17 protein-coding genes are annotated in these 23062 nt (G+C 51.9%); 9 read left to right on the top strand and 8 right to left on the bottom strand.

Translation table 11 applies throughout. From position 1 onward, the window contains the following. The first annotated feature begins 6 nt into the window (after nt 1–6). Complete coding sequence (locus CWE11_RS03240; RefSeq protein WP_126776164.1) at nt 7–1065, top strand: efflux RND transporter periplasmic adaptor subunit; 1059 nt, start codon at nt 7–9, stop codon at nt 1063–1065. Nucleotides 1066–1229: 164 nt separating this feature from the next. Further along, complete coding sequence (locus CWE11_RS03235; protein ID WP_126776163.1) at nt 1230–3020, top strand: DUF4153 domain-containing protein; 1791 nt, start codon at nt 1230–1232, stop codon at nt 3018–3020. Nucleotides 3021–3030: 10 nt separating this feature from the next. Here CWE11_RS03235 and hemN read toward each other — a convergent pair whose 3' ends face one another. Further along, nucleotides 3031–4392 (bottom strand): oxygen-independent coproporphyrinogen III oxidase, encoded by a 1362-nt coding sequence (hemN, locus tag CWE11_RS03230; RefSeq protein WP_126776278.1) that lies wholly within the window; start codon nt 4390–4392, stop codon nt 3031–3033. 152 nt (nt 4393–4544) lie between these two features. On the opposite strand from hemN, the gene CWE11_RS03225 reads away from it, so the two are divergent. Beyond that, nucleotides 4545–4916: a SirB2 family protein gene (locus CWE11_RS03225; RefSeq protein WP_126776162.1), complete on the top strand. Its 372-nt coding sequence runs from the start codon at nt 4545–4547 to the stop codon at nt 4914–4916. Here the strand turns inward: CWE11_RS03225 and CWE11_RS03220 are convergent. From CWE11_RS03220 to CWE11_RS03195, 6 genes are all read right to left on the bottom strand, one after another. After that, nucleotides 4913–6505 (bottom strand): GMC family oxidoreductase, encoded by a 1593-nt coding sequence (locus CWE11_RS03220; RefSeq protein ID WP_126776161.1) that lies wholly within the window; start codon nt 6503–6505, stop codon nt 4913–4915. The two genes, CWE11_RS03225 and CWE11_RS03220, sit on opposite strands and share 4 nt — an antisense overlap. Then, complete coding sequence (locus CWE11_RS03215) at nt 6502–7026, bottom strand: twin-arginine translocation pathway signal protein (RefSeq protein WP_126776160.1); 525 nt, start codon at nt 7024–7026, stop codon at nt 6502–6504. Before CWE11_RS03215 ends, CWE11_RS03220 begins: the two co-directional genes overlap by 4 nt. Nucleotides 7027–7032: 6 nt before the next feature. Next, nucleotides 7033–8442 carry a coniferyl aldehyde dehydrogenase gene (locus CWE11_RS03210; RefSeq protein ID WP_126776159.1) on the bottom strand — a complete coding sequence of 470 codons (1410 nt, stop codon included), beginning with the start codon at nt 8440–8442 and terminating at the stop codon, nt 7033–7035. Between the two features lies 1 nt (nt 8443). After that, nucleotides 8444–9280, bottom strand: a complete 837-nt coding sequence (locus tag CWE11_RS03205) for an SDR family oxidoreductase (protein ID WP_126776158.1) — start codon at nt 9278–9280, stop codon at nt 8444–8446. Then, a complete protein-coding gene (gene bcsG, locus CWE11_RS03200; protein WP_126776157.1) occupies nt 9270–10880 on the bottom strand; it encodes a cellulose biosynthesis protein BcsG in 1611 nt (536 codons plus the stop codon). The genes CWE11_RS03205 and bcsG overlap by 11 nt, the downstream gene beginning before the upstream one ends. Nucleotides 10881–11093: 213 nt before the next feature. After that, nucleotides 11094–12644: a BcsE family c-di-GMP-binding protein gene (locus CWE11_RS03195; RefSeq protein ID WP_126776156.1), complete on the bottom strand. Its 1551-nt coding sequence runs from the start codon at nt 12642–12644 to the stop codon at nt 11094–11096. Between the two features lie 177 nt (nt 12645–12821). Here CWE11_RS03195 and CWE11_RS03190 point away from each other — a divergent pair, with 177 nt between their 5' ends. The 6 genes from CWE11_RS03190 to CWE11_RS03165 are packed head-to-tail and all read left to right on the top strand — an operon-like array spanning nt 12822 to nt 22163. Further along, on the top strand, nt 12822–13064 hold the full coding sequence (locus CWE11_RS03190; RefSeq protein ID WP_126776155.1) for a hypothetical protein: 243 nt from the start codon (nt 12822–12824) through the stop codon (nt 13062–13064). Next, the gene (locus tag CWE11_RS03185; RefSeq protein ID WP_126776154.1) at nt 13055–13825 is read left to right on the top strand and encodes a cellulose synthase operon protein YhjQ/BcsQ; all 771 of its coding nucleotides are present in this window, start codon (nt 13055–13057) and stop codon (nt 13823–13825) included. The genes CWE11_RS03190 and CWE11_RS03185 overlap by 10 nt, the downstream gene beginning before the upstream one ends. Beyond that, on the top strand, nt 13825–16437 hold the full coding sequence (bcsA, locus tag CWE11_RS03180; protein WP_126776153.1) for a UDP-forming cellulose synthase catalytic subunit: 2613 nt from the start codon (nt 13825–13827) through the stop codon (nt 16435–16437). The genes CWE11_RS03185 and bcsA overlap by 1 nt, the downstream gene beginning before the upstream one ends. Further along, nucleotides 16427–18676, top strand: coding sequence for a cellulose biosynthesis cyclic di-GMP-binding regulatory protein BcsB (locus CWE11_RS03175; protein ID WP_126776152.1), 2250 nt, complete (start codon nt 16427–16429; stop codon nt 18674–18676). The genes bcsA and CWE11_RS03175 overlap by 11 nt, the downstream gene beginning before the upstream one ends. A 12-nt stretch (nt 18677–18688) precedes the next feature. Beyond that, the gene (bcsZ, locus tag CWE11_RS03170; RefSeq protein WP_157981279.1) at nt 18689–19906 is read left to right on the top strand and encodes a cellulose synthase complex periplasmic endoglucanase BcsZ; all 1218 of its coding nucleotides are present in this window, start codon (nt 18689–18691) and stop codon (nt 19904–19906) included. Continuing rightward, nucleotides 19890–22163 (top strand): cellulose synthase subunit BcsC-related outer membrane protein, encoded by a 2274-nt coding sequence (locus tag CWE11_RS03165; protein ID WP_126776150.1) that lies wholly within the window; start codon nt 19890–19892, stop codon nt 22161–22163. The genes bcsZ and CWE11_RS03165 overlap by 17 nt, the downstream gene beginning before the upstream one ends. On the opposite strand, the gene CWE11_RS03160 is transcribed toward CWE11_RS03165, so the two are convergent. Continuing rightward, nucleotides 22164–22892, bottom strand: coding sequence for a DUF1499 domain-containing protein (locus CWE11_RS03160; RefSeq protein ID WP_126776149.1), 729 nt, complete (start codon nt 22890–22892; stop codon nt 22164–22166). Nucleotides 22893–23062: the final 170 nt, after the last annotated feature.

The following is a 23062-nucleotide window of genomic DNA, read 5'->3' as shown; positions in this document are numbered from 1 at the left end:
ATGCACATGAATCGTAAAAAGCTACTTGGAATCCTCGGTGCTGCGCTCGGCTTGGTACTGGTTTTTGTTTGGCTGGCTGGGGGTTTTGTTGGCAAAGTATCGACCGAAGCTAAGCACACTGCAGGAACGCCACAAGCAGGTGGCCAAACCATTGATTGGACTGTGGTTCCAGAGCGGCGCATGTTTAGCGGTAGTCTCCAGGCTCGGCAACAAGCTAATTTGTCAGCGCGGATTACCGCACGTGTTGCTGAGGTGCTTGTGGATGCCGGCGATCGTGTCGAAGCAGGGGATGTATTACTGCGTCTCGAAAGCGACGATTTAAGTGCGCGTGTTCGTCAGCAAGAACAGGCACTTGCGTCAGCGCAGGCGCGGGTAAATGAAGCACGTTTGAACTTCCAACGCAGTGAGCAACTGGTGTCCCAAGGTTTACTTCCGGAGGCACGCCTTGACGAAGTCCGTGCACAACGGGACTCAGCAGAGGCTGAGTTTAATCGAGCACGCGAAGCCTTATCCGAAGCGCGCACGAGTGAAGGGTTCAGTATGATTGTTGCGCCATTTTCTGGTGTAGTGAGCCGTCGCTCGGTATTTACGGGTGATACGGCAACTCCTGGCATGCAACTGATTAGCCTCTATGATCCGCAAACCCTGCGCCTCGAAGCAGCCGTGAGCGAGTCCGCGCTCGGTGTCCTTTCGATTGGCGACACATTGAAAGTCAATTTGGATGTGTTAGAGACGGTCATTACGGGACAGGTGGTGGAAATTGAACCTGCAGCAGATACCGCCTCTCGCAGCTTTATTGTTCGGTTAGTCCTCGATACCGACGCTCAACTTTACCCGGGGATGTTTGGGAAGGTCACCGTCACAGTTGGTGAGCGCCAAGCACTCCTCGTTCCAAGCGATTGGGTGACCCACCGAGGTCAACTCGACTTTATTCAGGTGAATACCCCAGCAGGCCCCGAGCGGCGTATTGTCCGACTTGGTGATACCCACAGCATTGATGATCGCTTATGGGTTGAAATCGCCGCGGGCCTCCACCCGAGAGAAAACGTACTCCCCCAGCGGTGATTTCCGCAACTTCTTGAAGCCCGGTTTTCCGGGCTTTTTTTATGCATTTCTCCCTCCGCCCGGAAGCGCCTGTCCCAACATGTGTGAGAGCATAAAACCCGCTTTCTCCGTTGCGAAAAATGGGGTAGGGTAAGAGCTGAATATCTCTCACGGAAGATTTTGAAATGAACGAAAAGGATACCCTCCACGAGGCGCTCACCCGCGTTTCTCAAACTGTATTGATTAGCGTTGCATTACTGCAGGGCATCGTTATTTATGTCCTCTCAATGTATGCAGTAGAAGCGATTCCGAGTTTTGAGTTTCGTATGGCGCTGATCATCTTTGTGGTCAGTGTGCCCACTATTTTTTTGTTGTCTGCGCAGAATCTCCGTGATCGGTTGCTTTGGCAAAACCTTGCATTAGCGGCCGCGATTATCGTGCCGATCGCTGGCTTTTTTAGCTGGGTCATGGGGCCGGGATTAGGTTTCGCTCGGTCAACTTCGATTGCATTGTTTTCGTGGCATATCTTCTTAGTTGGTTTTATAGCCACCGCATTCTTTCAGTCCCGTTTGGTGCGCCGAAGCTTTCGTTGGCACTATCCGACGCTGTTTCATTTCGCATGGAAAAATGCACTGGTATTGTGGACCGCTGTCTTTTTTACCCTGTTGAGCTGGCTCGTTTTGGTCCTCTGGGCGGCTCTTTTTGAACTGATTCAGATTGACTTCTTCGGACGCCTGTTTGGGCACGATTTCTTTATCGCAGCGATGACGGGGCTGCTGTTTGGATTAGGTGTGGTGATAGGACGTAGTCAGCCGCGCGCCATCGACGCCTCGCGGAGACTAGTATTTATGGTGGCGACATGGCTGCTGCCGGTACTGGCTGGAATCTTAATCGTTTTCACACTTGCACTTCCGTTCACTGGCGTCACGCTCATCTGGGAACGCCAGCATCCAGTAGATTGGGAGGTGACGAATGTTCTCTTAATGATGATTGTTTTATTGGTGGTCTTCTTGAATGCAGTGCTGCAAACCGGTGAGCAGCCTTTGCCTTATCCAAAGTGGCTGCAGCTCATCGTCCGTTTTGGCCTCACGGTTGCACCGTTGCTCGCGTCTCTTGTATTGATTTCTGTGATCGTGCGAATTTCAGATCAAGGAATAACACCCTCCGTGTACTGGCTAGGTGTTTTTGGACTGCTTTTTCTCCTGCATACCCTCGGATATGCGGTGCTGACCTGGTGGCGTGGACGCTCTCCAGAGTGGCTGTTATCTCGAGTGAATATCTCGGTTGCACTTGTCGCGATGCCCCTCATTTTATTGAGTTACACCCCTGTCTTAGATGTGTATCGAATGTCTGCAGCCAGTCAGGCGGAACGAATAGATTGGAGCGTTCCGAATCAGCTTGAATTTGAACACCAAGTCAGTTGGTTGCGCTTTAACACGGGACGTTACGGACCGGAATATCTTAGAAAGTGGCTTCGTGATCCGGATTACGCGGAGTTTGCCCCAACGTTGCAGCACGCACTCGATGCCGATAACCCTTACTGGATGCATCGTCTCGACCGCACGGTTGATTCAGACCGCAGTGGTGATTGGGTCTCGCGAATTACTGGGGCTGCTCCGAGCGAAGAGCTGGCACAAGTAATGAAGGAGCGGTTACCCAACGCTCGTTGTGAAGAACAGCCCTGTTTTGCGCTCTACTTTGCATTGTTTATGGATGCAGAAGGGCGTGGGCAGGAGGATACCGGGTACTTAGTTTGCGAAGTTAATAATCAAAGCCGCGGGTTTGCGAGCTGCACTGTGTTTGGTGAGCGCGAGCAGGGAGTGGGCTGGAAGTACATCGGCTATGTGCTTACTCATCAAGAAGCGGAACTCACTGCGTTGCAATCCGGTGATATACAGCTTGAACTTCCGTGTACCCATGTACTGATTGTCGGTGAACAGCGGCATGCCTTCAATGACGCGGCTTGCCAACCATGAATGAAGCGGATTAAACAACTTTTGAATAACGGCTCTGACCATCATTTAAATAAGCATCGAAGCACGCACAAATGCTGCGGACCCAGAGGCGTCCTGCAGGTGTGACTTCGATGCTGGTCTTCGAAAGCCGAACGAGCCCATCGTCGATAAACGGTTGCAGGCGGGTCAGTGCTTCTGCGAAGTAGTCTTGAAAGTTGACATGCCAGGCATGTTCAAAAGCGCGAATGTGGAGATGGAAGTGGCAAATAAGCTGCGCGATCAGCGCGGCACGTAAACTATCATCGCGGGTTAGCGAAATTCCTTTCACCACCGGCAAAGTACCCGATTGCACGGACGCTTGGTAGGGGGTAACGGATTTTTCATGTTGCCAAATAACGCCATTTACCTGGCTGATGGATGATACTCCGAGTCCTAGCAGGCAGTCAGATCCGTGAGTTGTATACCCTTGGAAATTGCGCTGTAACCGGCCATCCCGTTGCGCGACAGCGAGTTCATCATCGGGGCGCGCAAAGTGGTCCATCCCGATAAATTGATATCCCGCGCCGGTAAAGGATTCAATCCCCGCTCGCAGAAGCGCTAACTTTTCTGCCCCGTCCGGTAAGGTTTCATCTTTGATTTTTCGCTGGGCTGGGAATCGGCTCGGAAGGTGGGCGTAACTAAACAAAGAAACACGATCCGGATTCAATGCAATGACTTTGGTCAAGGTCTTGTGAAAGCTATCAAGGTTTTGATGAGGGAGCCCGTATACCAAGTCCAGATTGATTGATTCAAATCCGTAAATTTGCGCCGCTTCAACGAGATTACGCACAAGCTCCTCGGTCTGAACTCGATTTATCGCGATCTGCACATCGTGATCAAAATCTTGCACCCCAAAGCTCACTCGGTTGAATCCCAACGCGCGTAGGTGTGCAAGCTTGCTTAACGTGCAAGCCCGCGGATCAATTTCAATACTGACTTCTTGGCAGTCTTGAGCGCGAAAATTGAAGTGAGTCGCGAGCGCGTTCATTAAGCGTGTGAACTGTGCTGAGGATAGAAACGTTGGCGTTCCACCTCCTAAATGCAGGGCTTGCACCGTGCGATGGCGAACGTAAGGTGCATACATGGCCATCTCAGCAATCAATGCATCGAGGTAGGCGTCTGCTTTTTCTTGGTGACGGGTAATCACCTTATTACACCCGCAGTAGTAACAGAGCGAATGACAGAACGGAATGTGAATATAGAGGCTAAGGGGCTCCCGTGAGTTAAGCAACGCACGTTTTGCCTGCTCGGTGGAGAAATCAGGGGACAGCGCCAATGCAGTCGGATAGGATGTGTAGCGTGGCCCATGGATATTGTAACGCTGAATGAGGGCGTCATCCCAAGCGGGCTGCATGGCTTCAAGCATTGCCATTGAGCTTATTGACTTAAAAGAAGAACCCGACATGTGCGCCATCCAGAAAACTGATTGAGAGGGTGCAACAGTAACGAAACGGGCCGATTTAAACCTTGATCTGCCACAAACTTGGAACCGATAAGAGTATATTTATGGAACATTACATCACATTTAAAATGGTTCACATGCTGGCCGCGTATTTGACCGCGGTGTTATTTATTGTTCGCTTAGGACTGGATGCGGCCGGAAAGCCGGGTTGGCGAACGACCCCGTTACGTTGGATTCCGCATGCCAACGATACCTTGTTATTAACCATGGCGATTGTGCTCGTGGTTCTCGGCGGTTGGAATATCTTTGCGCAACATTGGTTGCTCTTGAAAATTGTGCTGCTCGTTGGTTATATCGTGGCAGGATTATTCGCGTTGAAGCCGAAGTTTCCAAAACGTACCCGGGTCATTGCCGCGGTGCTTGCGCTGGTTCAACTGCTGGTCATCTTTCACTTGGCAATGGCGAAGCCATTCTAGACCGGGCTAACGGAGGGAGCGAGCGTTTCAGCGAGCTCCTCGCTCAGTTTCAGGGCCCACGCATAAATGGAAAGTTGCGGGTTCGCACCGATACTACTCGGAAAGATTGACCCATCAAAGACCGAAAGATTCTCCAACTGATGGTGACGCCCTTTGGGTGTCACCACGCCGTGCTCTGGTCGAGGGTGCATGCGACATCCGCCCATCACATGCGCGCTGCTCAGTCGCATATCAAAGATTCGCATGGGGAGGGTTGCCAGGTGCTCCCGGAACGCTGCGGGTGATTCACAGGGTTGACCCAACGCATGAACTGGCATGACGGTCCGTGCGCCTGCAGCGAATTGAATATCGGCCATGCGCTCGCAGGCGGTCCGGACGGTATTCCAAAGTGCAGCGCGAAGCGGGTAATTGAGCACCGGATCGCCATTTTTCCGCAATTTTACGGTCCCACCGGGGTCATCTGAAGCGAAGCCATCCCGCAGCAAGGCTAACATCAGGTTAGCTTGCGGTAATTGGCGCATTCGTTCCGTGTGTTCCGACCCATAACTCCCCATAAGTGCCGAGACGATGCTCGGCTGCATGGGGGCTACTTCAATTTTGAAGCCATAACCGGTGGATGGTATTGCATTAAATTCGTCGGAGTAAATGGACTGAGGCGCGCCATAGAAGCCATCAATCGGTTGGTCGAAGAACGCCATATTCATGCATACCGGGTGTAAATAGGTTCTTTTTCCAAGGGTCTGAAATGGGTCAGGTACGCGAGAGCGCAACAGCACTGCGGGACTTTGAATGGCACCACCTGAGAGCACAATATGACGGGCTCGAATTGTTTTTGACGAGCCTTCAGATGCATCCAAGCTTGTTTTCATGGGCTGACAGACGACGCCAGAAACCTGAGTTCCGGACCACTCCAAGCGAAGGGCGCGGGTGTGATGGAGTAAGGTAGCGCCGTGCTCAAGTGCATTAGGAATACTGGTCACCAGCATCGATTGCTTGGCATTGGTGGGGCAGCCGGTCCCGCAATATCCCAAGTTCCAACAACCCCGAACGTTCCGTTGCATGGCCTCCCAATGCCAGCCAAGTGCTTCACAGCCTCGTTGAATCACGGCATTGTTTTCATTTGGTGCAGCAACCCAAGGCGCTATTCCAAGTTTTTTCTCTATACGCTCAAAGAATGGAGCAAGGTGTGCTGGTGTCGCTTCAGAGAGTGCATGTTGGTCATGCCAATGGGCAAGGGTCGAATCAGGGGTGCGAAAACTTGTCGTCCAGTTTACGGTGGTGCTGCCACCGACGGTGCGGCCTTGCAAGATACTGATACCGCCATCTTCGGTCGTCCGTAAGGCGCCCTCTTGATACAGTTGCGCATACGCTTTGAGTTCGTCATTGCGAAAATCGCCGGCATCCCGTAATCCACCCTCCTCAATAATCAGGACACGCAAACCTCGGGTTGCCAAGACTTCCGCAGCGGTTGCGCCACCTGCACCAGAACCGACAACAATAACGTCAAAGACTTCGCTGGGCATGCTTGAGCGGCCATCCAACACCCGCCACCCTCGTGCGATTCCCGCAGGATAGAGACTTTGCGTCATCGATGCAGCACCTCTAAAAAATCAGGTGGTCCCGGATATCCCACGGCGTCCCATGCGTGTGGCAGACCGTACCAAGCCATTTGACACAGTTGACAGATGCCTTGATAACCTTGTCGAAAGAGTCCAATGCGGCTGTGACGCCAGCGGTCAAGAAAATGCGCTGCATGGCGGCTAGTGACCTCAGACCAATCGCGCCAGACACCGGTCGTCATGCCACGGGTCACGGAAAATGTTGCGAGATCGGTAAGATCATAAACCTGTTTCTGAATTGCTGGGCTACTGTGCAGCAACATAGAGTCGAGACTTTGTAGAGTTGCATGAAGGTGCGGTTTGAAATTTTCGTGACCAGCTAAAATGATTGGCAACAGTGCAGCAAAGAAGACCCGATCTTGAGGCCGTAATATCTGAAAGCCATCTTCAGGCGCTCGGCGAGCACGGTGTATCCAGCGAATACTCGTGCCACTCACCCCGAGAACGAGCGCCGCTCCAATGGATAGCTTGAGGAAAGTGCGGCGGTCCATTTCCTGCTACCGAATAAAGAGTTTATAAATCAGGCGAAGGAGCTTCCCACCATACGGGGGATAGATGATCTTCGCACTGTTTAAATGGCCTTTGCTTAAGACGCTTCGGGCTTTACTAAACGTCAAAAATCCCTCATGGCCGTGATAGTGCCCCATTCCTGATTGTCCAATACCACCAAAGGGTAGATCGTCTTGAGCAACTTGGAACACGGTGTCATTCACGCAGACGCCGCCGGATCGTGTGTGATCGAGCACATATCGCTTTTCCTGCGCATCATAGCCAAAGTAATAGAGTGCGAGCGGGCGAGGACCCTGATTCACATGGGCGACCGCCTCTTCGATGGTGCGATAAGGCACCAGCGGCAAAATGGGACCGAAAATTTCGTTCTGCAGCAAGGAGGCATCGCCCGGGGCGCCAATCACCATGGTCGGCGGAAATACCCGCGTCCCTTGCAATGATTCATTGGCTGGATTGTGCTGGATAATCCGAGCTCCCGCGTTTTCTGCTTGGTCCAGCGCATGCTCGAGGCGTTGGAATTGCTTTTGATTAATGATTTGCGTGTAATCAGGATTGTCGCGCAATGTCGGATACATCTGCTGCCATGTTTCAAGAATATAAGCAGCACATAGCTCGAGTTGATCGTGTGGGCAGAGCACGTAGTCGGGAGCAACGCAGGTTTGCCCCGCATTCAGGGCTTTACCAAAAGCAATCCGTTCCGCATGCTCACGCAAAACGCTTTTGCCTTGGTGCGTACCAATAATTGCGGGTGATTTGCCACCGAGCTCGAGTGTCACCGGGGTCAGATTTTTTGCAGCGGCTGCCATTACATGACGTCCAATCGATGTGCCCCCGGTAAAAAGTAAGTGATCAAACGGTAGCTCGGAAAACGCTTCTGCAACCTCTGCATCGCCGAGAACGACTGCCACATGGTCTTCCTCAAAGGTTTCAGCAATCATCTGTTGGAATGCTTTCGCCGTAGCTGGCGTGTATTCACTCATTTTGATGAGTACGCGGTTCCCAGCAGCGAGTGCGGCGACTAAGGGTCCCATCGCAAGATACAGGGGATAATTCCACGGAACGATAATGCCAACAACTCCGACAGGCTGATACTCCACGCGCGCTCGCGCTGGCTGGAACGCAAGACCAACGCTTCGACGCGATGGGCGCATCCACTTTTTAATTCGTTTTCTCGCGTATTTTATCCCCTCAAGCGATGGAAGGATCTCAGCTAAACGCGTCTCGTGTGGACTGCGTTTACCAAAATCCTCGGCGATTGCTTGGATAAAGGTATTCTGTCGTTGCAGAAGTGCGTGAGAGAGGGCTTCGAGATGCTGAGTTCGGACGTTCGCGGTCGGGTTTGGATCGGCCTGAAACGCTGCGCGCAAGCGGACAAAATGCTCATATAAGGGGGTCATTTCAGCGGCCCTTTCCCGTGACAGTCTGTTTCTGCATCATGCGCGCATACCAGCGTCTTGGCAACCAGCTTTTAAGGCGCCAAATTCGCTTGGCATTCGCATGGGGGAGAATATAGAACTGACCGGTTTCGATTCCCCGAGCGACCTGCTGCGCAATGTCATCGGCCGTGAGGCGACTTTTGCTCATGAGTTTATCGAGCGTCTTGTCCATCCCAGGGACAGTACTGCGCATACTGCCACCTAAATTAGTGCGGAAAAAAGAGGGACAGACGACCGATACGCCAATATTGTGGGGTGCAAGCTCATGTTGCAGCGTTTCCGAAACCGAGACCACAGCAGCCTTGGTTGCATTGTACGCAGTCATATTGGGGACATCGAGTAAGCCCGCCATTGAAGCGACATTCACGATATAACCGGAGCCTTGTGTCTTGAATAATGGGATAGCGTGTTTACAACCCCGAACGACGCCGAACAAGTTAATGTCGGTAATCCATTGCCAATCCTGCATATCGACGGTGTCGATCGCGCCCACTTGTGCTACGCCCGCGTTATTGACTAAGACGTCTAAGCCCCCCCAATCGCGTTGCATCACGGCCATGGCTTTTGCGAGGTCACTTTCTTGTGTGACGTTGCAATGGAGGTATCGAACTTCGGCCTCATCGTTCAATTGACTGAGTTCAACCACCGCTTGCTCGCCGGCTTGGTCTTGGATATCACCTATTGCGACGCGCCACCCAGCTTGTGTGAAGTGTCGTGCAAGTGCAAGTCCAAAACCGCTGGCGCCCCCGGTGATAAAGATACGCTTTTTCGTGTTCTGAATAGTTTGATTACTGGACATATGGACGCCACTCCCCGTAGTTAATTTGTAGATAAAACTGACCTTCGTGTTGCATCATAATGACGCGGTCATTCTCCAATACGGGACGTGTTTCAGGAAGGTTCTGTACGATTCGAACGGGATCGTAAACCCCGCCCGAAAATGGACGTTGCTCAAGAATTTGATAGATCGCGCTCGTTACAGCCGTGGGACCCGTGCTGCGGGCGACCTGAATAGGGCTTCGTTCTTGCGCGTTCACGTCTGGCCCGAACAAACGCATCATGACGGGTACGTGGGTGAGTGCCGGTGTTGGAATTTCTCGCATACCGGGCAGTTGGAATTGGTCTCCCTGTAAGCCAGCACCATGTTCAGGAACAATAACGACCAGAACTTGGCGCTCCGAGGCAATAATATCATCATAGAGTTGATTCAAGTCCGACAATAAATTATTCAGCCGGGTGCGATAACTCGCGATGCTATTTCCCCGGAATCCGGTTAGGCGATTTCCATCATGTAAACTCGTGGTGTTGTAGAAGGTGAGTCGTGCATTGTCATCAACTGTATTTAACCAATCTGACAGCACGGCCGCATCCGAATAAATTGGCGATTGATCAAACCCTTGCATGGTGGTGGGGAAGTTCGACGGGTCAACGAAGGTCGCATCACCGAACCCACCAAGCTGCTGTACCTGACCCAAAAAGTTATCAAACGTACCTGTATGATTCAGACGGATCTCGCGACTGAAACCCAGGTCAGCGAGCTGATCGCCCAGCAAACAAACCGCCTCCGGTTCAAAGATACGGCTGTGCGGCCGATGGCCACAACTGGATTGCAACAGACGTAAGGTGGCTGGACCCGAGTAGGAACTGCCGGTGTAGAAGTTCGTCAATGTGATATCTGAACGGGTCAAGAATGGATGGTCCAGTAGGTTAAATTGCGTCAGATCTTGCCATGAGAGTGAGCAGACGTTGACGATTAAGATGTCAAAATCAGGCTCGACTTGCCGAGGAGCAATCAGCTGAAAAAGGTTCTCTCGAGCATAAAATTCGGACAATACGGAATCAAGATCGGTGCCGATAAGACGGGTCGCAGCCACCGGTGCGCCAGCCATTCGTTCGACAGGGCCCGTGTCAAAAGGCTGTACCTCACTCGGGGACCAAAGTGGCGCTGTAATAATGACGATAAAGGCCACCACAGTCATGCGAATGGCTTTCGCTAGATACATGTAAAGAATCCAAGCGACAATCAGCCCAGCGATCCACTCCACTGCAATAAAGCGACCCAGAAGTTCGATTGTATAAGCAAGACTGAAGCTTGAGACTAAGTCCCATTGGGCGATTAGTCGGCCAAATGGCGGGAGACCTGTTTCTTGATAAAACAAAATGGTGGCTGCGGTGATCGCAAGGATTTGGCGAAGTATTTTAAGCCAATAGGGGTGGACTGGAATGACGAGAAATACAAACAAGGTCAAATTCCACAAGACAAAAAATTCAATGACGCCGGCAACGGTGAGCCCCGCTTTGACGATAAAATAGAAGCTCCAAACACCCAAGCCGGGCCAGCTAAAGAGTGGATGGTGTGCCAGTTGGTTGCGTTGGCGTTGATATAATGCGTCTGTCATACCGAGTCACGTTCCATTTTTTTGGTCTTTGTACGCTTCTGGTTAGGCCGATAAATGCGGAGGTAACGATTTGTCATTAACAGATCCAAAAGGGACCGCGGGGACCGCTGGCGTAACCGCGCAAGAATGTAGCCCACGCTCACACCAAGGGCGAATGAAATAAACAGGAGCAGCGCGATTATTTGTTCTGGCATTATGGTCTGTCCTTCCCTGCTATATGTACTTTGCTTTCCGGACCGGCCCGTGTGCCGGCGTATGAAGATCAGGTGTTCGAGGGGCTAGATCGTGGCGCCGGCTGACGGCTTGGGATAAATCGTCCGACGGATGATGCTTTTCTTCGGCTTCAAGCTGCGCGCACGCGTCCAGAATTTGGCCGTGACGGGTAAACCGCGCTTCGCGTCGAAAGAGATTGGCAGCCGGAATCCCAAAACTCATATACAAGACGTTTTCTGCATCGGTTTCTCGGCAACCATAGAAAAACAAGATCAGTTTTCCATGGCTGACTGTAATCATGTCACCCGGCCGACGACTGCGAAAGCGCCGAATCAACGAAAGTGGCGTGAGGCCAGTTGCGACATCTGCTTCGATAAACAAGGTGTCTAATCCTTGACGTTCCGCCTTCAATTGCGCTCGCTTAACACGCTCCACGAAATCGAGTGGCACAAGGTACCCTTTGACATCGTCAATTAATCGGTTGGTTTTGAGCTCGTCGAAGGTCTCAGGAAGCGTATGTGTGTATGTGAATCCAAGGGTTGTCTCGGCCAAACTGATGACGCGACGTGTCGATAATTCAGAGGGCAATACAAGGGTTGCGCCGGCGGAAATCAAAAAGCGCTCATCTTGCAAGCGGAGCGACTCATCGCGGGCACGAATCAAGATCCGCAAGTACATGCCCGCATGCTTACGCAAGTCAAAGATACGTGTTGCGATGGCGATTAATTCGTCTCGATTTAACATTCCAATAATGAGGGTCGCGTCGGTCCCTGGCTCGACATGCTGTCGAAAGTCAGTCTCTGCACCAATTCGTTTCCAGTCACTTGGCAAAAACTCACCGGGTTCGAGTGCGTTGGAACAAAACAAGCGTTTGGCTTTATCCCCTAACCGTTGAGTTGGGGTGACCTCGGAGTCTTGCGTGACAATTTGCAGCTGCACCGCACCGTGCGCATCGGTGTATTCTCGGATGTCCCAATTCCAACGGCTGAGGGTGTAGCCTTGAAACCAAAATTGTACACTCCAGCGCCAATCCGGTTGGCTCTGGTAAATAAAATGTAGGCTTGTGAAGCGCCGCACGATGTTCTGCATAAACACATGCAACGCATCTTGATCAATTTCGCCTTGCGCCATGACGAGGAGAAGTTTGTTCTGTCGTGCTGCCCAGCGTTGAAGCTGGATGAAGAAGTCATCGGTCAGAAGGTTCTTCTCAATCAGGCCGGGCGCTTGAAAATTTAGATGAAGTACGATCACATCACACGCGACCGATGCCTTTTCAATGGCAAGTAGCACCTGTCCGCAATGAAATTTTCTGGCATGTTTCCATTCACCTAAGATGACCTTCTGAGGTGCTTGTTCATGTTCCGTGCGCCGTTGCCAACGATCGATAATGTCCGGTTGGGCAAGAAGACACGTGGGCTTTTGATCAGCGACCTGATCGAGGAGTCGCCAAATCCACTCAATACTTTGCGCAACAAAGCAATGCGCCTCAGAGCTTACAAGCGGCGCAAGTTTGGGTTTGGAATTCGGCAAGATCGACTGCAATGAAATCAACGTGCGCTCCACTTTCTGAAATCTGTCATCCACATCGGCGATGGGATGGTTCCACCTCGGTTAAATTATAAACATTATCTTGGCGGAATTTCGCGTTTAAAAATCGCTAGCCTAACGCTGTGTGTTCGCCTAAGCTTGCTGTAAGCATAGAACAAACAATAACTTATTCATAACACTATGACATCACTTTGGGCAACGAATTTGCAGAATGCGAACGGCGTCGCGGAGCGCGTAAGCGCGCCGGATGTGGAGCGTTTGCGGGTGCACGTGAACAAGTTTGATACGCCATACGTTGAGGTGCGGTTGCACGAACACCTCGCTCGAATTCAAAGCAAATGGCCATTACTCAATGAATCCCTCTCAGTGGTTGCAGAGCAACACCGTGGGTTTTTGCGGACGGAGGAGCCAGAATGCGAGTAGTCGGCATCGAAGGTCTCTGCGGGGGAGTCGGAGCTACAAGCGTTGCGGCAGGATTGGCGGTCGCGCTCAATGAGATGGCCGTGCGAACCATCGCGCTGGACCTCAATGCGCAGAATCACCTTGGCTTGTTATTTGGCATGCCCCTCGAGCAGCTTGAGGGCCTAGTCAATCAACCGGGGCCATTGGTGAATTCGGTGCTCGAGACCCATGAGGGATATCCGTTTATGCCAATGGGTGTTGCGCGCAGTGTGCAGGAAAGAGCGCGATTTGAAGCGTCCTTCGCACAACGCATGGAACCCATCTTGGCCACCAAAGAGCGCATTCTAGTGGTCGATGCGCCTGCAGCACCCGGTCCCTTGCGAGAATGGCTCGATATCCATGCCGATCTGATGATTCACGTTATCCAGCCGGAACCGAGGGCGGTACCTGCACTTCTCGCATTTGAACGCGATCGCATGCCTCAGCAAGAGGCATCTGGCCGCCGGGCACGCATTCTCATCAATGGTGTCGCGCCGCACTTACAGCTTGCGAACGATATGTTGGTGTTTCTGCAATCGGAGATCCACAGAGACCGCCTCGTGCCGGTGGTGATTCATCGTGATCAACACGTGGCAGAAGCCTTTGCCAAACAGCAACCTTTGGTCAGTTATCAGTACGAGGCCCAAGCTGCGCGTGATTATGACGCGCTCGCCCTGTGGCTGATTGGATACTTAGCTCAGCACGACCATACCGATGCAACACAGCCCCACGGAGCATCCTAATGAACATGCTGCACTTCCAGTGGCGACAAGCCCGACAAACCATGACGCGCGTTCAAGCGACGCTGCACCTCATGGGCTTGTACTCGGAAGTGTTGCTGTTTCGGAGTGATTTCACGCGCGATCGGGCTCACGCGCAGGCCATCAGTGCGAGCGGTTCCGAGCCGCAGGAGACATCAAAATCGTTGCGCTACTGGTTTCCTCAGGTCGACTTTTCACGGTTGAAACCCTTAGATCCGCTCAGAATTTTCATTCAATTGATGTGGTTAGTTTTTGTCAAATCGCCCGATGAAGAACCCGCCACGAATCGGCGTATTTTCAAAGAAACGAGCAACGTGTTTAGACGAGCACATCGTTCAGGAACCTCTCTGGTTAATCACAAAGTTGCCCCTTTTTTGACACAAAAAGCGACCTCAGTTATTCACGCTTTTGGCGAAGTCAGTCATTACAATTGGCTTAACACGCCCTTGATTCGTGTTGGACTGACGATGCTCGCGGCATTTCTTGTGGCGCTCACGATTACCCTACCGATGGATGCTGCATCCCAGGCTGTCATGCTGCTGTTCTTTTGGGGGGTCGCGCTTTGGGTTCGTGATGTCCAAAAACGCGGCGCCATGCTGCTGATGGTGGTCCTTTCGGTCTTGGTAAGTACCCGTTACCTGTATTGGCGTGTGACTCAAACGATTAACTGGGATATCCCCTTAGATACCTTGTTGAGCCTGATTCTTCTTAGTGCTGAAATTTACGCATGGTCAATTTTGATTCTTGGATATATCCAAACGATTTGGCCTCTCGAGCGAAAAGTTGCGCGCCTCCCAGATAACCCAAGAGAATGGCCCACTGTCGATATTTATATTCCGTCCTATAACGAGCCATTAAATGTCGTAAAGCCCGCTGTCTTGGCAGCGCTCGCAATGGATTGGCCTCAAGACAAACTTCGGGTGTATTTGCTCGATGACGGTCGGCGTCCAGAGTTTGCCCTGTTTGCGCAAGAAAATGGGGTGAATTACATGGTTCGACCGGATAACTCGCATGCAAAAGCCGGAAATTTGAATCATGCCCTAAAAAAGACCAGTGGCGATTACATTGCCATTTTTGATTGTGACCACATTCCGGCTCGCTCATTCTTACAGCTCACCATGGGCTGGTTTATGGAAGAGCCCAAATTAGCGCTGGTCCAAACCCCGCACCACTTTTTCTCACCAGACCCGTTTGAAAAGAATCTCTCGATGTTTCGGAATAAACCGAATGAGGGCGAGTTGTTCTATGGCCTAATTCAAGACGGCAATGATATGTGGAATGCGTCTTTTTTCTGCGGTTCTTGTGCGGTCCTGAAGCGAGGACCCTTGGAAGAGGTTGGTGGAATAGCTGTCGAGACGGTGACGGAAGATGCACATACCGCGCTAAAAATGCATCGACTCGGGTATACCTCCGCGTACCTCAATATTCCGCAAGCAGCCGGGCTTGCGACCGAGAGCTTATCTGCCCATATCGGTCAACGAATGCGTTGGGCGCGGGGTATGGCGCAAATTTTTCGCTTGGATAATCCGTTGCGTGGAAAAGGTCTTAATCTTGGGCAACGGATTTGTTACGCGAACGCGATGCTGTATTTTTTGAATGGCTTACCGCGCTTGATTTTTATGCTTGCCCCCTTGGCATTCCTGTTACTGCATGCGTATATCGTGTTTGCTCCGGCCATTATGATTGCTATGTATGCGTTACCCCACATTATTCATGCCTATTTGACAAACTCACGGACTCAAGGCCGATTCCGTCATTCATTCTGGGCTGAAATGTATGAAACTGTTTTATCTTGGTATATTTTGAAACCCACCACCGTTGCTCTCTTTTTCCCAAAACATGGCAAATTTAATGTGACAGCAAAGGGCGGAATTACAGAACGTACTTATTTTGATTGGGATGTGTCGCGGCCCTATGTGATTTTGGTGCTGCTCAGTTTACTCGGGTTTGGATTTGGCGTGTGGCGACTGCTGACGGGTCCGAGCGATGAGTATTTAACCGTGGTATTGAACCTCGTTTGGGTCACTTATAACCTAATTATTTTAGGTGGGGCCGTGGCGGTTGCGGAGGAAGCCAAACAGGTGCGCTCCTCACATCGGATCCGCGTTGAGCGCCGGATCTCGATTATGACCTCATCAGAGCACGTATTTCAGGCCGATCTCATTGATTACTCCGATACAGGAGCAGGCTTACGAGTTCCCGAGAGTTGCCCCTTGGAAACCGGTGATGTGGTGCGAATCTTGTTGGCCGATGGGCTCGAACAGCACGCATTCAAAGCGCAAATTGTAAATCGACGGGACCAATCGATCGGTGTGCTGTTTCAGTTTGAGGGCATCGAGAATGAACAAGCATTTTTGCGGTCCACCTTCTCACGCGCCGATGCTTGGGTCGGTTGGCGGAGCATGGAAGAACAAGAGCGTCCGATGAAAAGTTTTCGCGAAGTGATTGCGATTGGATTACGAGGGTACAAGCGAATGGCAAAGCAGTTTGCACCGTATATGTTGCCCCTCTTTACATTATTAGAGCGCCTGGGCAATTTCCTCCGGTCCTTGATGCCACAGTTGCCAGAGTATAAGGAAGAAAATGATGGTTAATGTGATGCGACACATTCTCTGCTGGGTGAGTGCCGTTCTCTTGGTCAGTCTGTCGGCGCATGCCGTCGCAGGTCAAGGTGATGAGATGCCTCCGGTATTGGAGAATCAAATCTTTGATCTCCCACAGAGCACACATCGTTACACGTTTCGAGAGCTCGGAGGGGATCAACCCCTCCTGATCGATGGGATGTCGAACCGTCTCACTTTGGGCTTCGGTAGCCGGATGGATCAGTTGGTTCAAGGGGGTACGCTGTACTTAAATTATACCTATTCACCAACGCTACTGGAGGACATATCGCAGTTTCGTGTGCGCTTGAATGGTGAGCTGATTCGCGCGGTTCAGCTGACATCGGATGGGGCGAGTGAGCGACAACAGATTCGCATGGAGCTCCCTGCCGAATACTTCGATCTGTACAATGAGTTGGAATTCGAGTTACTCGCAGAAGCCCGCGGCATGCAGTGTTCAGTGGTCGCTCCACAGGCTTGGCTCGAGTTTTTGGGTGACTCGCGTCTTGAACTGACCCGGCAGCACCTTGTGGTTGCGAATGATCTGTCTTGGTTTCCAGAGCCCTTTGTCGATCAACGGGATTTTTCGCGTGTCAATCTGCACTATTTGGTGCCCGATCAGCTCAGCACCCATCACGTCGCTGCTGCGGGTATCTTGTCGTCCTACTTTGGCAATATCGCCAACTGGCGTGGCCTGCAAACCCATGTGTATCGTTACCCAGAACATCAAGAGGATATTCATGAAGTTCGCGCATGGCCTGAGCATCACGCCATTGTCTTGATGACCAATGAACAGCGCCCATGGTTGTTCCGAGATCTTCCAGCAATTACGACACCGACCATTCGGATGGTGACCAACCCTGTGAATCAGGCATACAAAATGTTGCTTGTGCAGGCTCCCGATGCGGCAGGTTTGATTAAGGCTGTGCAAGGGCTCGTGGAAAACCCGGTGGGCATGAGCGGTCCCGAGCTGCGAGTCAATCAAGTCCGCGTCGAGCGTCGAGCGCCTTATTCGGCGCCTCGTTGGATCAGTACGCAGCGGCCGGTACGTCTCGCGGAACTTGTTGAGTTTCAAAGCGAGCTGCAACGGAGCGGCTACGCGGGAGAACCTATTGGCATGAACTTACGCCTACCACCGGACTTGTTTACGTGGCAACGCCAAGGCATTCCGATGGATTTACGGTTCCGTTATACGCCGCCAGTGGCCGCTGATGAAAGCCGTATGAGTGTGTTTGTGAATGACGAATTCATCAAAGGGTATACGCTTACAGAACGTGGTTTTGGCGGCGACCACCAGCGCTTGCGGGTGCCTTTATTGGCGAGTAACCCCTTTGTCGAGTCAACGATCCAGATTCCAGCGTTCAAGCTTGGTGCGGTAAATCGATTGGATTTCCGCTTCAGTTTCAGCGCTGTTTCAGAAGAGTGTCGCACGCGTCCTCTCGGTAATACTGTGGCGGCAATCGATGGGGACTCGCAGATCGACTTGCGTGGGTATCAGCACTACACAGAAATGCCAAATCTCCACTTGTTTGTGAAGACCGGTTATCCGTTTTCTCGTCAAGATGACTTGGCAAATACAATCTTAGTGATCGAGTCGTCGCCCAGTGACACAGAATTCAATGCAACAATGACCGCGCTCGGACTTATTGGGGCATCGACAGGTCATCATGGAAGTTTATTGAGTGTGAGCACGGTGGCTGAATTACCGCAACGAACGGAGAAAGATCTCCTGATTGTTGGCGGGGGAGCGTTGCGTGAATTTCTTGAACGTTTTGGTCGCGACTCCCTTGATCGGCAGTTGCGCCATCATGGATTGGCTGGTTCTCAGAGTCTCTTATTCAGCCCTCAGGAAGATATTCAAATCAGCGGACCGAGTGCGGCCCTCGTGAGCTTCGAATCGCCATTAGCGCGGCAGGCAACAGTGGTTGCACTGACTGCCAACCAAGACGAGTTTTTATCACAAGTGGATGCGCTCCTGCGCTCGCCAGAGCGTAATACCGCAGTGCGTGGCTTTATGTCGGTTTTAACGCCAGGCTCTGAGCGTCACTTGCGGACCTATGAAACCTATTATGTCGGTGAGCTGCGCCTCTGGACGCGATTACATTTCCATCTGGCACGGTATCCTGTGGTCGTGTCGGTGATCACATTGCTAGCACTGATTACCCTCGTACTGGTGTTGTATTGGTTCTTGGCGGGCATTGCGCGTCGTCGCTCAGAACGCCGTCGCTCGTAAGGTATGAAACCTATGATGCGTCCTTGGCTGGGTCTTGGAGTACTTTTTATCGTTGCTGCTTTAACGAGTTGCCGACCTGCGATGGATACGCAGCACCCAGATGAGCCAGCGGTTGATGAACAGGATGTCACCGATGTGCTCAGCTTCCGTTGGCACTACCAACGCTTCCTTGAGCGCTTGGTGGCATCTGATGGCCGCGTTATCGATCGTTCCACAGAACGTCGGATCAGTACCTCAGAAGGGCAGGCGTATGGCATGTGGTTTGCGTTGCTCTCTGACGATCGAGGAACCTTCGAGAAATTATTGCAGTGGGCTGATGCAAACCTCGCGAGGGGCCGACTCGGAGACCAACTACCCGCTTGGCTATGGGGACGAAGTGACGACGGCGACTGGCGGATTCTTGATGAGAACCCCGCAGTCGATGCAGATATTTGGATGACTTACGCCCTGTTTGCTGGGGCTGAACGTTGGCAAGAACCTCGCTATGCGGCTTTAGCACACCGTCTCAGTCGACGAATCCTCGAAACCAGTACACGTCAGCAAAATGGTCAACGGATTTTATTGCCTGCCCCCTTTGGCTTTACCCGCGACAATTATGTCTTAATGAATCCAAGCTATTTGACCTTGACGGTGTTCGAGGGGTTAGCTGCGTATAGTGAGGATGCTCGCTGGCTTGAGCTTGAACGCTCGAGCCGTCGACTTTTCTTGGCTTTATTGAATACAGGGAACGGGGTAGTTCCTGATTGGCTTGGTGTTTCGTCGCCTGTAGAGATTGTGCCATTTGAGCAACTGGAAGCGCGCGATCAGGATGTGGTGGCTTATGGGTCATATGATGCCATTCGCACCTATTTATGGCTTTGGTGGGATGCACAGCGGCAGTCGGATGAGCGACTGTTCCACGGGCTATCCCGCATATATCACCTAACGGATGAGCGCGGATTCCCGCCCGAGCGTTTATCGTTCCATGATGAAGTTGCATCAGGAATTGGTCCCATTGGATTTTCAGGTTTGCTACTACCGGTATTGTCTTCTTATGATGCTGCGTTTGGAACACGAAGTGCTGAGGAGCAGAGAAATCGGATTCAAGCTCGCAATCCTGAACGTTATCAAGACCTCTATTATGATCAAATGCTGCTGCTTTTTGGGCTGAGTGCTCTGGGTTGTGTCGAGTTTTTATCAGATGCTCGTTTGGACTTAACTGCGGAGGGAATGCGTGACTGTGCCTTATAAGTTCGCCGGTATTCCGCTGTTTGTGGCTCTGTGTATGGCGAGTCCTGCATGGGGTGACGTTGAGGATCTTGATCAGATTTCCGCTCAGCTGTTGGAGGCGCGGATTCAGTATTGGCTAGACCGTGGTCGTCCAGATCGAGTTGAACGTGTCCTTGAACAACTTGGACGGGTTCATCCAGAGCACCCAACGCTGTTCGAGGTCCATGCGACTCTTGCAATCCAACAGAGAAACCTCCATAGCGCACAGCTTTGGTATAGTCGGTTGCAAGCGACCCATCCGGACCATATCGCAACGCAACGGATTCGTGAATTGATTGACTTACCCGAATCCCAACAACAGCGTGTGGCTGAGGCACAAATTCTTGCATTGGGTGGGCGTTACGAGGAAGCCGTTGATCGCTGGCGAGCAGCGTTCCCAGAACCGCCCGTTAGTCTTGATCTGCGCTTGCAGTACTGGGAAGCCCATGCGCGACTTGGTGATTCGGACGCGCTGGCGATGTTACGCGAACTTCAGGCAGAACACCCAAGCTCACAACAGATCCAGTTGACAATTCTCCGAGTCCAAGCCTATCGCGCCGAAGTTGAGGAGCAAGCGCGCCATCGAGCGGCCGAATTAGCAGCCGAAGAAGAGGAGCGCCAACGCGAGTTACGTGCAGCGGAGGCCGCCCGCCGTGCAGAAGAAGCTGCACTCGCAGCCCGAGAGGCTGAAGCTGAGCGACAAGCCCGTGCCTCCGAAGTTGAGAGACAAGGTGCGCAGGATTCCCCAGCTGCAGAAGAGGTTGCAGTGCCGCCTGTCAATCCTTGGGCGGTGGCCGAGGCAGCCGCCGCGTTGCAAGCTCAAGGAGATGCGCAGGGAGCGGATCGGGTCTTTCTTGAGCTTCTGTTGACGCAACCGAGTGATGACGCGTGGTTTGCTTATGCCCTTCACCTAGAACGAACCAATCGTCATGGCCAAGCGCGTGCCGCTATGTTGAACGTACCCGCTCCGCAGCGGGGTTCCGGCATGATCGCACTGATCGAACGACTGAACGAGCGGGATCGATTACTCGCTTTGCAGACAGAGCAACAAACTGAAGCGGCACTTCCGGCTCGGGAACGCACACGGGACCATGCGGTGCTCTACCTCGGATTTGATTATGCTGAAAAAAGCGGAACGCCGGGAATCACGGAGCTCACCGCGCAAACAATCATGTTGGATTTACGGGTGCCTTTTGCATCACGCGATGGTTTCTGGTTTGTGCGCATTGATCCAACATGGCTCGATGCAGGCGCCGCGGATCTCGATAACCCATTTTGGCGCAATCGGTTTGGCACGGGACTCCTGTGTGAGGAAGATTGCCCAACAGGCGTTCAAGAAACAGCCCGTGACCAAGGCGTAGCGCTTGGTGTGGGAGCCGAGTTCGATGACTGGTATTTCGATATTGGCCGAAGTCCGGTTGGCTTTAACCGTTCGACGTGGATTGGCGGTATTGGTCACACGCGGCGGGTGGGTGAGTTTGGGGTCCGTTTGAATGCCGAACGACGCATTTTGACTTCGACCATGATCAGTTTTGCTGGTATCGACGACCCATTCTCTGAACGGCGTTGGGGGGCGGTCACCCGCAACGGTCTGCATCTGAGTGGAAGTTGGGATCAGGGCGGTCGATTCGGTTGGTGGGGCTCCACCGGTCTGGAATATTACACGGGACACGAGGTTGAAAGTAACAGCCGTTGGTATGCATTTACGGGTGGTTACATGCGTGCATACGATACCGAGCCGCTGGCAGTCACGCTTGGAATCAACACATTGTTTTGGGGATTTCAAGAAGACCTAAGTCAAGCCACGTATGGTCAAGGTAACTACTATAGTCCCGAGTTATATCAATCGATTGGCTTTCCGGTGACGGTGTTCGGTCGCCTCAATCGATTCTCTTACCTCGTCAGAGGTTCTGTTGGATTTTCCGACACCCGATTGCATGAGCAAGTGTTCTTCCCTCGGCATTTTGATTTGCAAAATCAAGCCGTCACCATTCAGCCGGAAACGGGCATCGATCCGATTTTTGCTGGCGGGACAGGCGGAGGACGCAGCTATAGTTTAACGGGTGTGTTGGAATACAAGCTGACAGACAATTGGTATGTGGGTGCGCAAGCAAACTTGATTCGGTCGGATACGTTCTCACCGAACCAAGGCTTGATTTACTTGCGCTATCACTTCGAACAACCCAATACGCCGGTTGCCCGCCCACCGGATCCACCACGTCGTTATGTAGATCGCTAACTAATCGAGTTCGCGCTCAAGCCGATCGCGAAACGCGCGAATGCGATTCGCGTTTGCGCCGACATCGCTTAAACCGATGCGAGATTTGCTGCGCATATCTAATAATGTGTCGCCACCATCAGCAACAATTCGAATGACCACATCATCTTTGAAACCAAACCAACGAGTCGACGCAGTGGCTTCAATACGCCCTTCATTGGCATTTGCCTCGACGAGCTCCCAGCCCGCACGCTCGACCACACGCAGTGCAGCTGCGTAAACATCGGGTGCAGGTATTGTGAATCGCATGGTTTGAATGTCAGGGTAGGCAGCCTGCTGAAGCTGTGCGGTCTCCTCACCTGGGTATTCAACCGGATTTGGAGCATCCGCGCGCAGCGGTGCAATTGCAATGAAAGCCGGTGGGTTCACAGTATCGGTGGTAATGTCATGGATACGTGGAACACTCTGAGCCGTTTGATATTGCTGGAAAGGCAAATAGAATGCCAATAAGCCGAGCAAAAGAGAGGTCAGAAGGATTAAGCGATGCTTGCCATGTTTTGGCTTTAAAATAAAAAGTGCAAGTACCACAAGGACAACAGACGCAATACCAAGGTATGCCGCCCAACGCATCATTTGAAAGGATGTGCGAAAATGAACGATATCTACTTGGTAGAGGGGCCCTGCGATCGCGAGGATAAAGATTGCAAGAAAGCCGGAAATGCCTGCGGTATAGCAGAGGATTTTTTTCATTGTTATGCTCCGAGAAATCGAATCGATACGCCATTACGTAATTGATTCTAAAGATAGTTCACTGCGTCTGTAATGGCTATGTCATTTTGTGACGTGAAATGCTGCTGAATCGAGTTACGAGAGAGATTATATTTTGGACGCGTTCCTCGCTTATGAAACTTACATACGTC

The organism is Aliidiomarina sanyensis (genome assembly GCF_003987175.1).
GTDB lineage: Bacteria > Pseudomonadota > Gammaproteobacteria > Enterobacterales > Alteromonadaceae > Aliidiomarina > Aliidiomarina sanyensis.
Note: the sequence above shows the minus strand (reverse complement) of the source record. Positions and strands in the feature narration are given on the sequence as shown.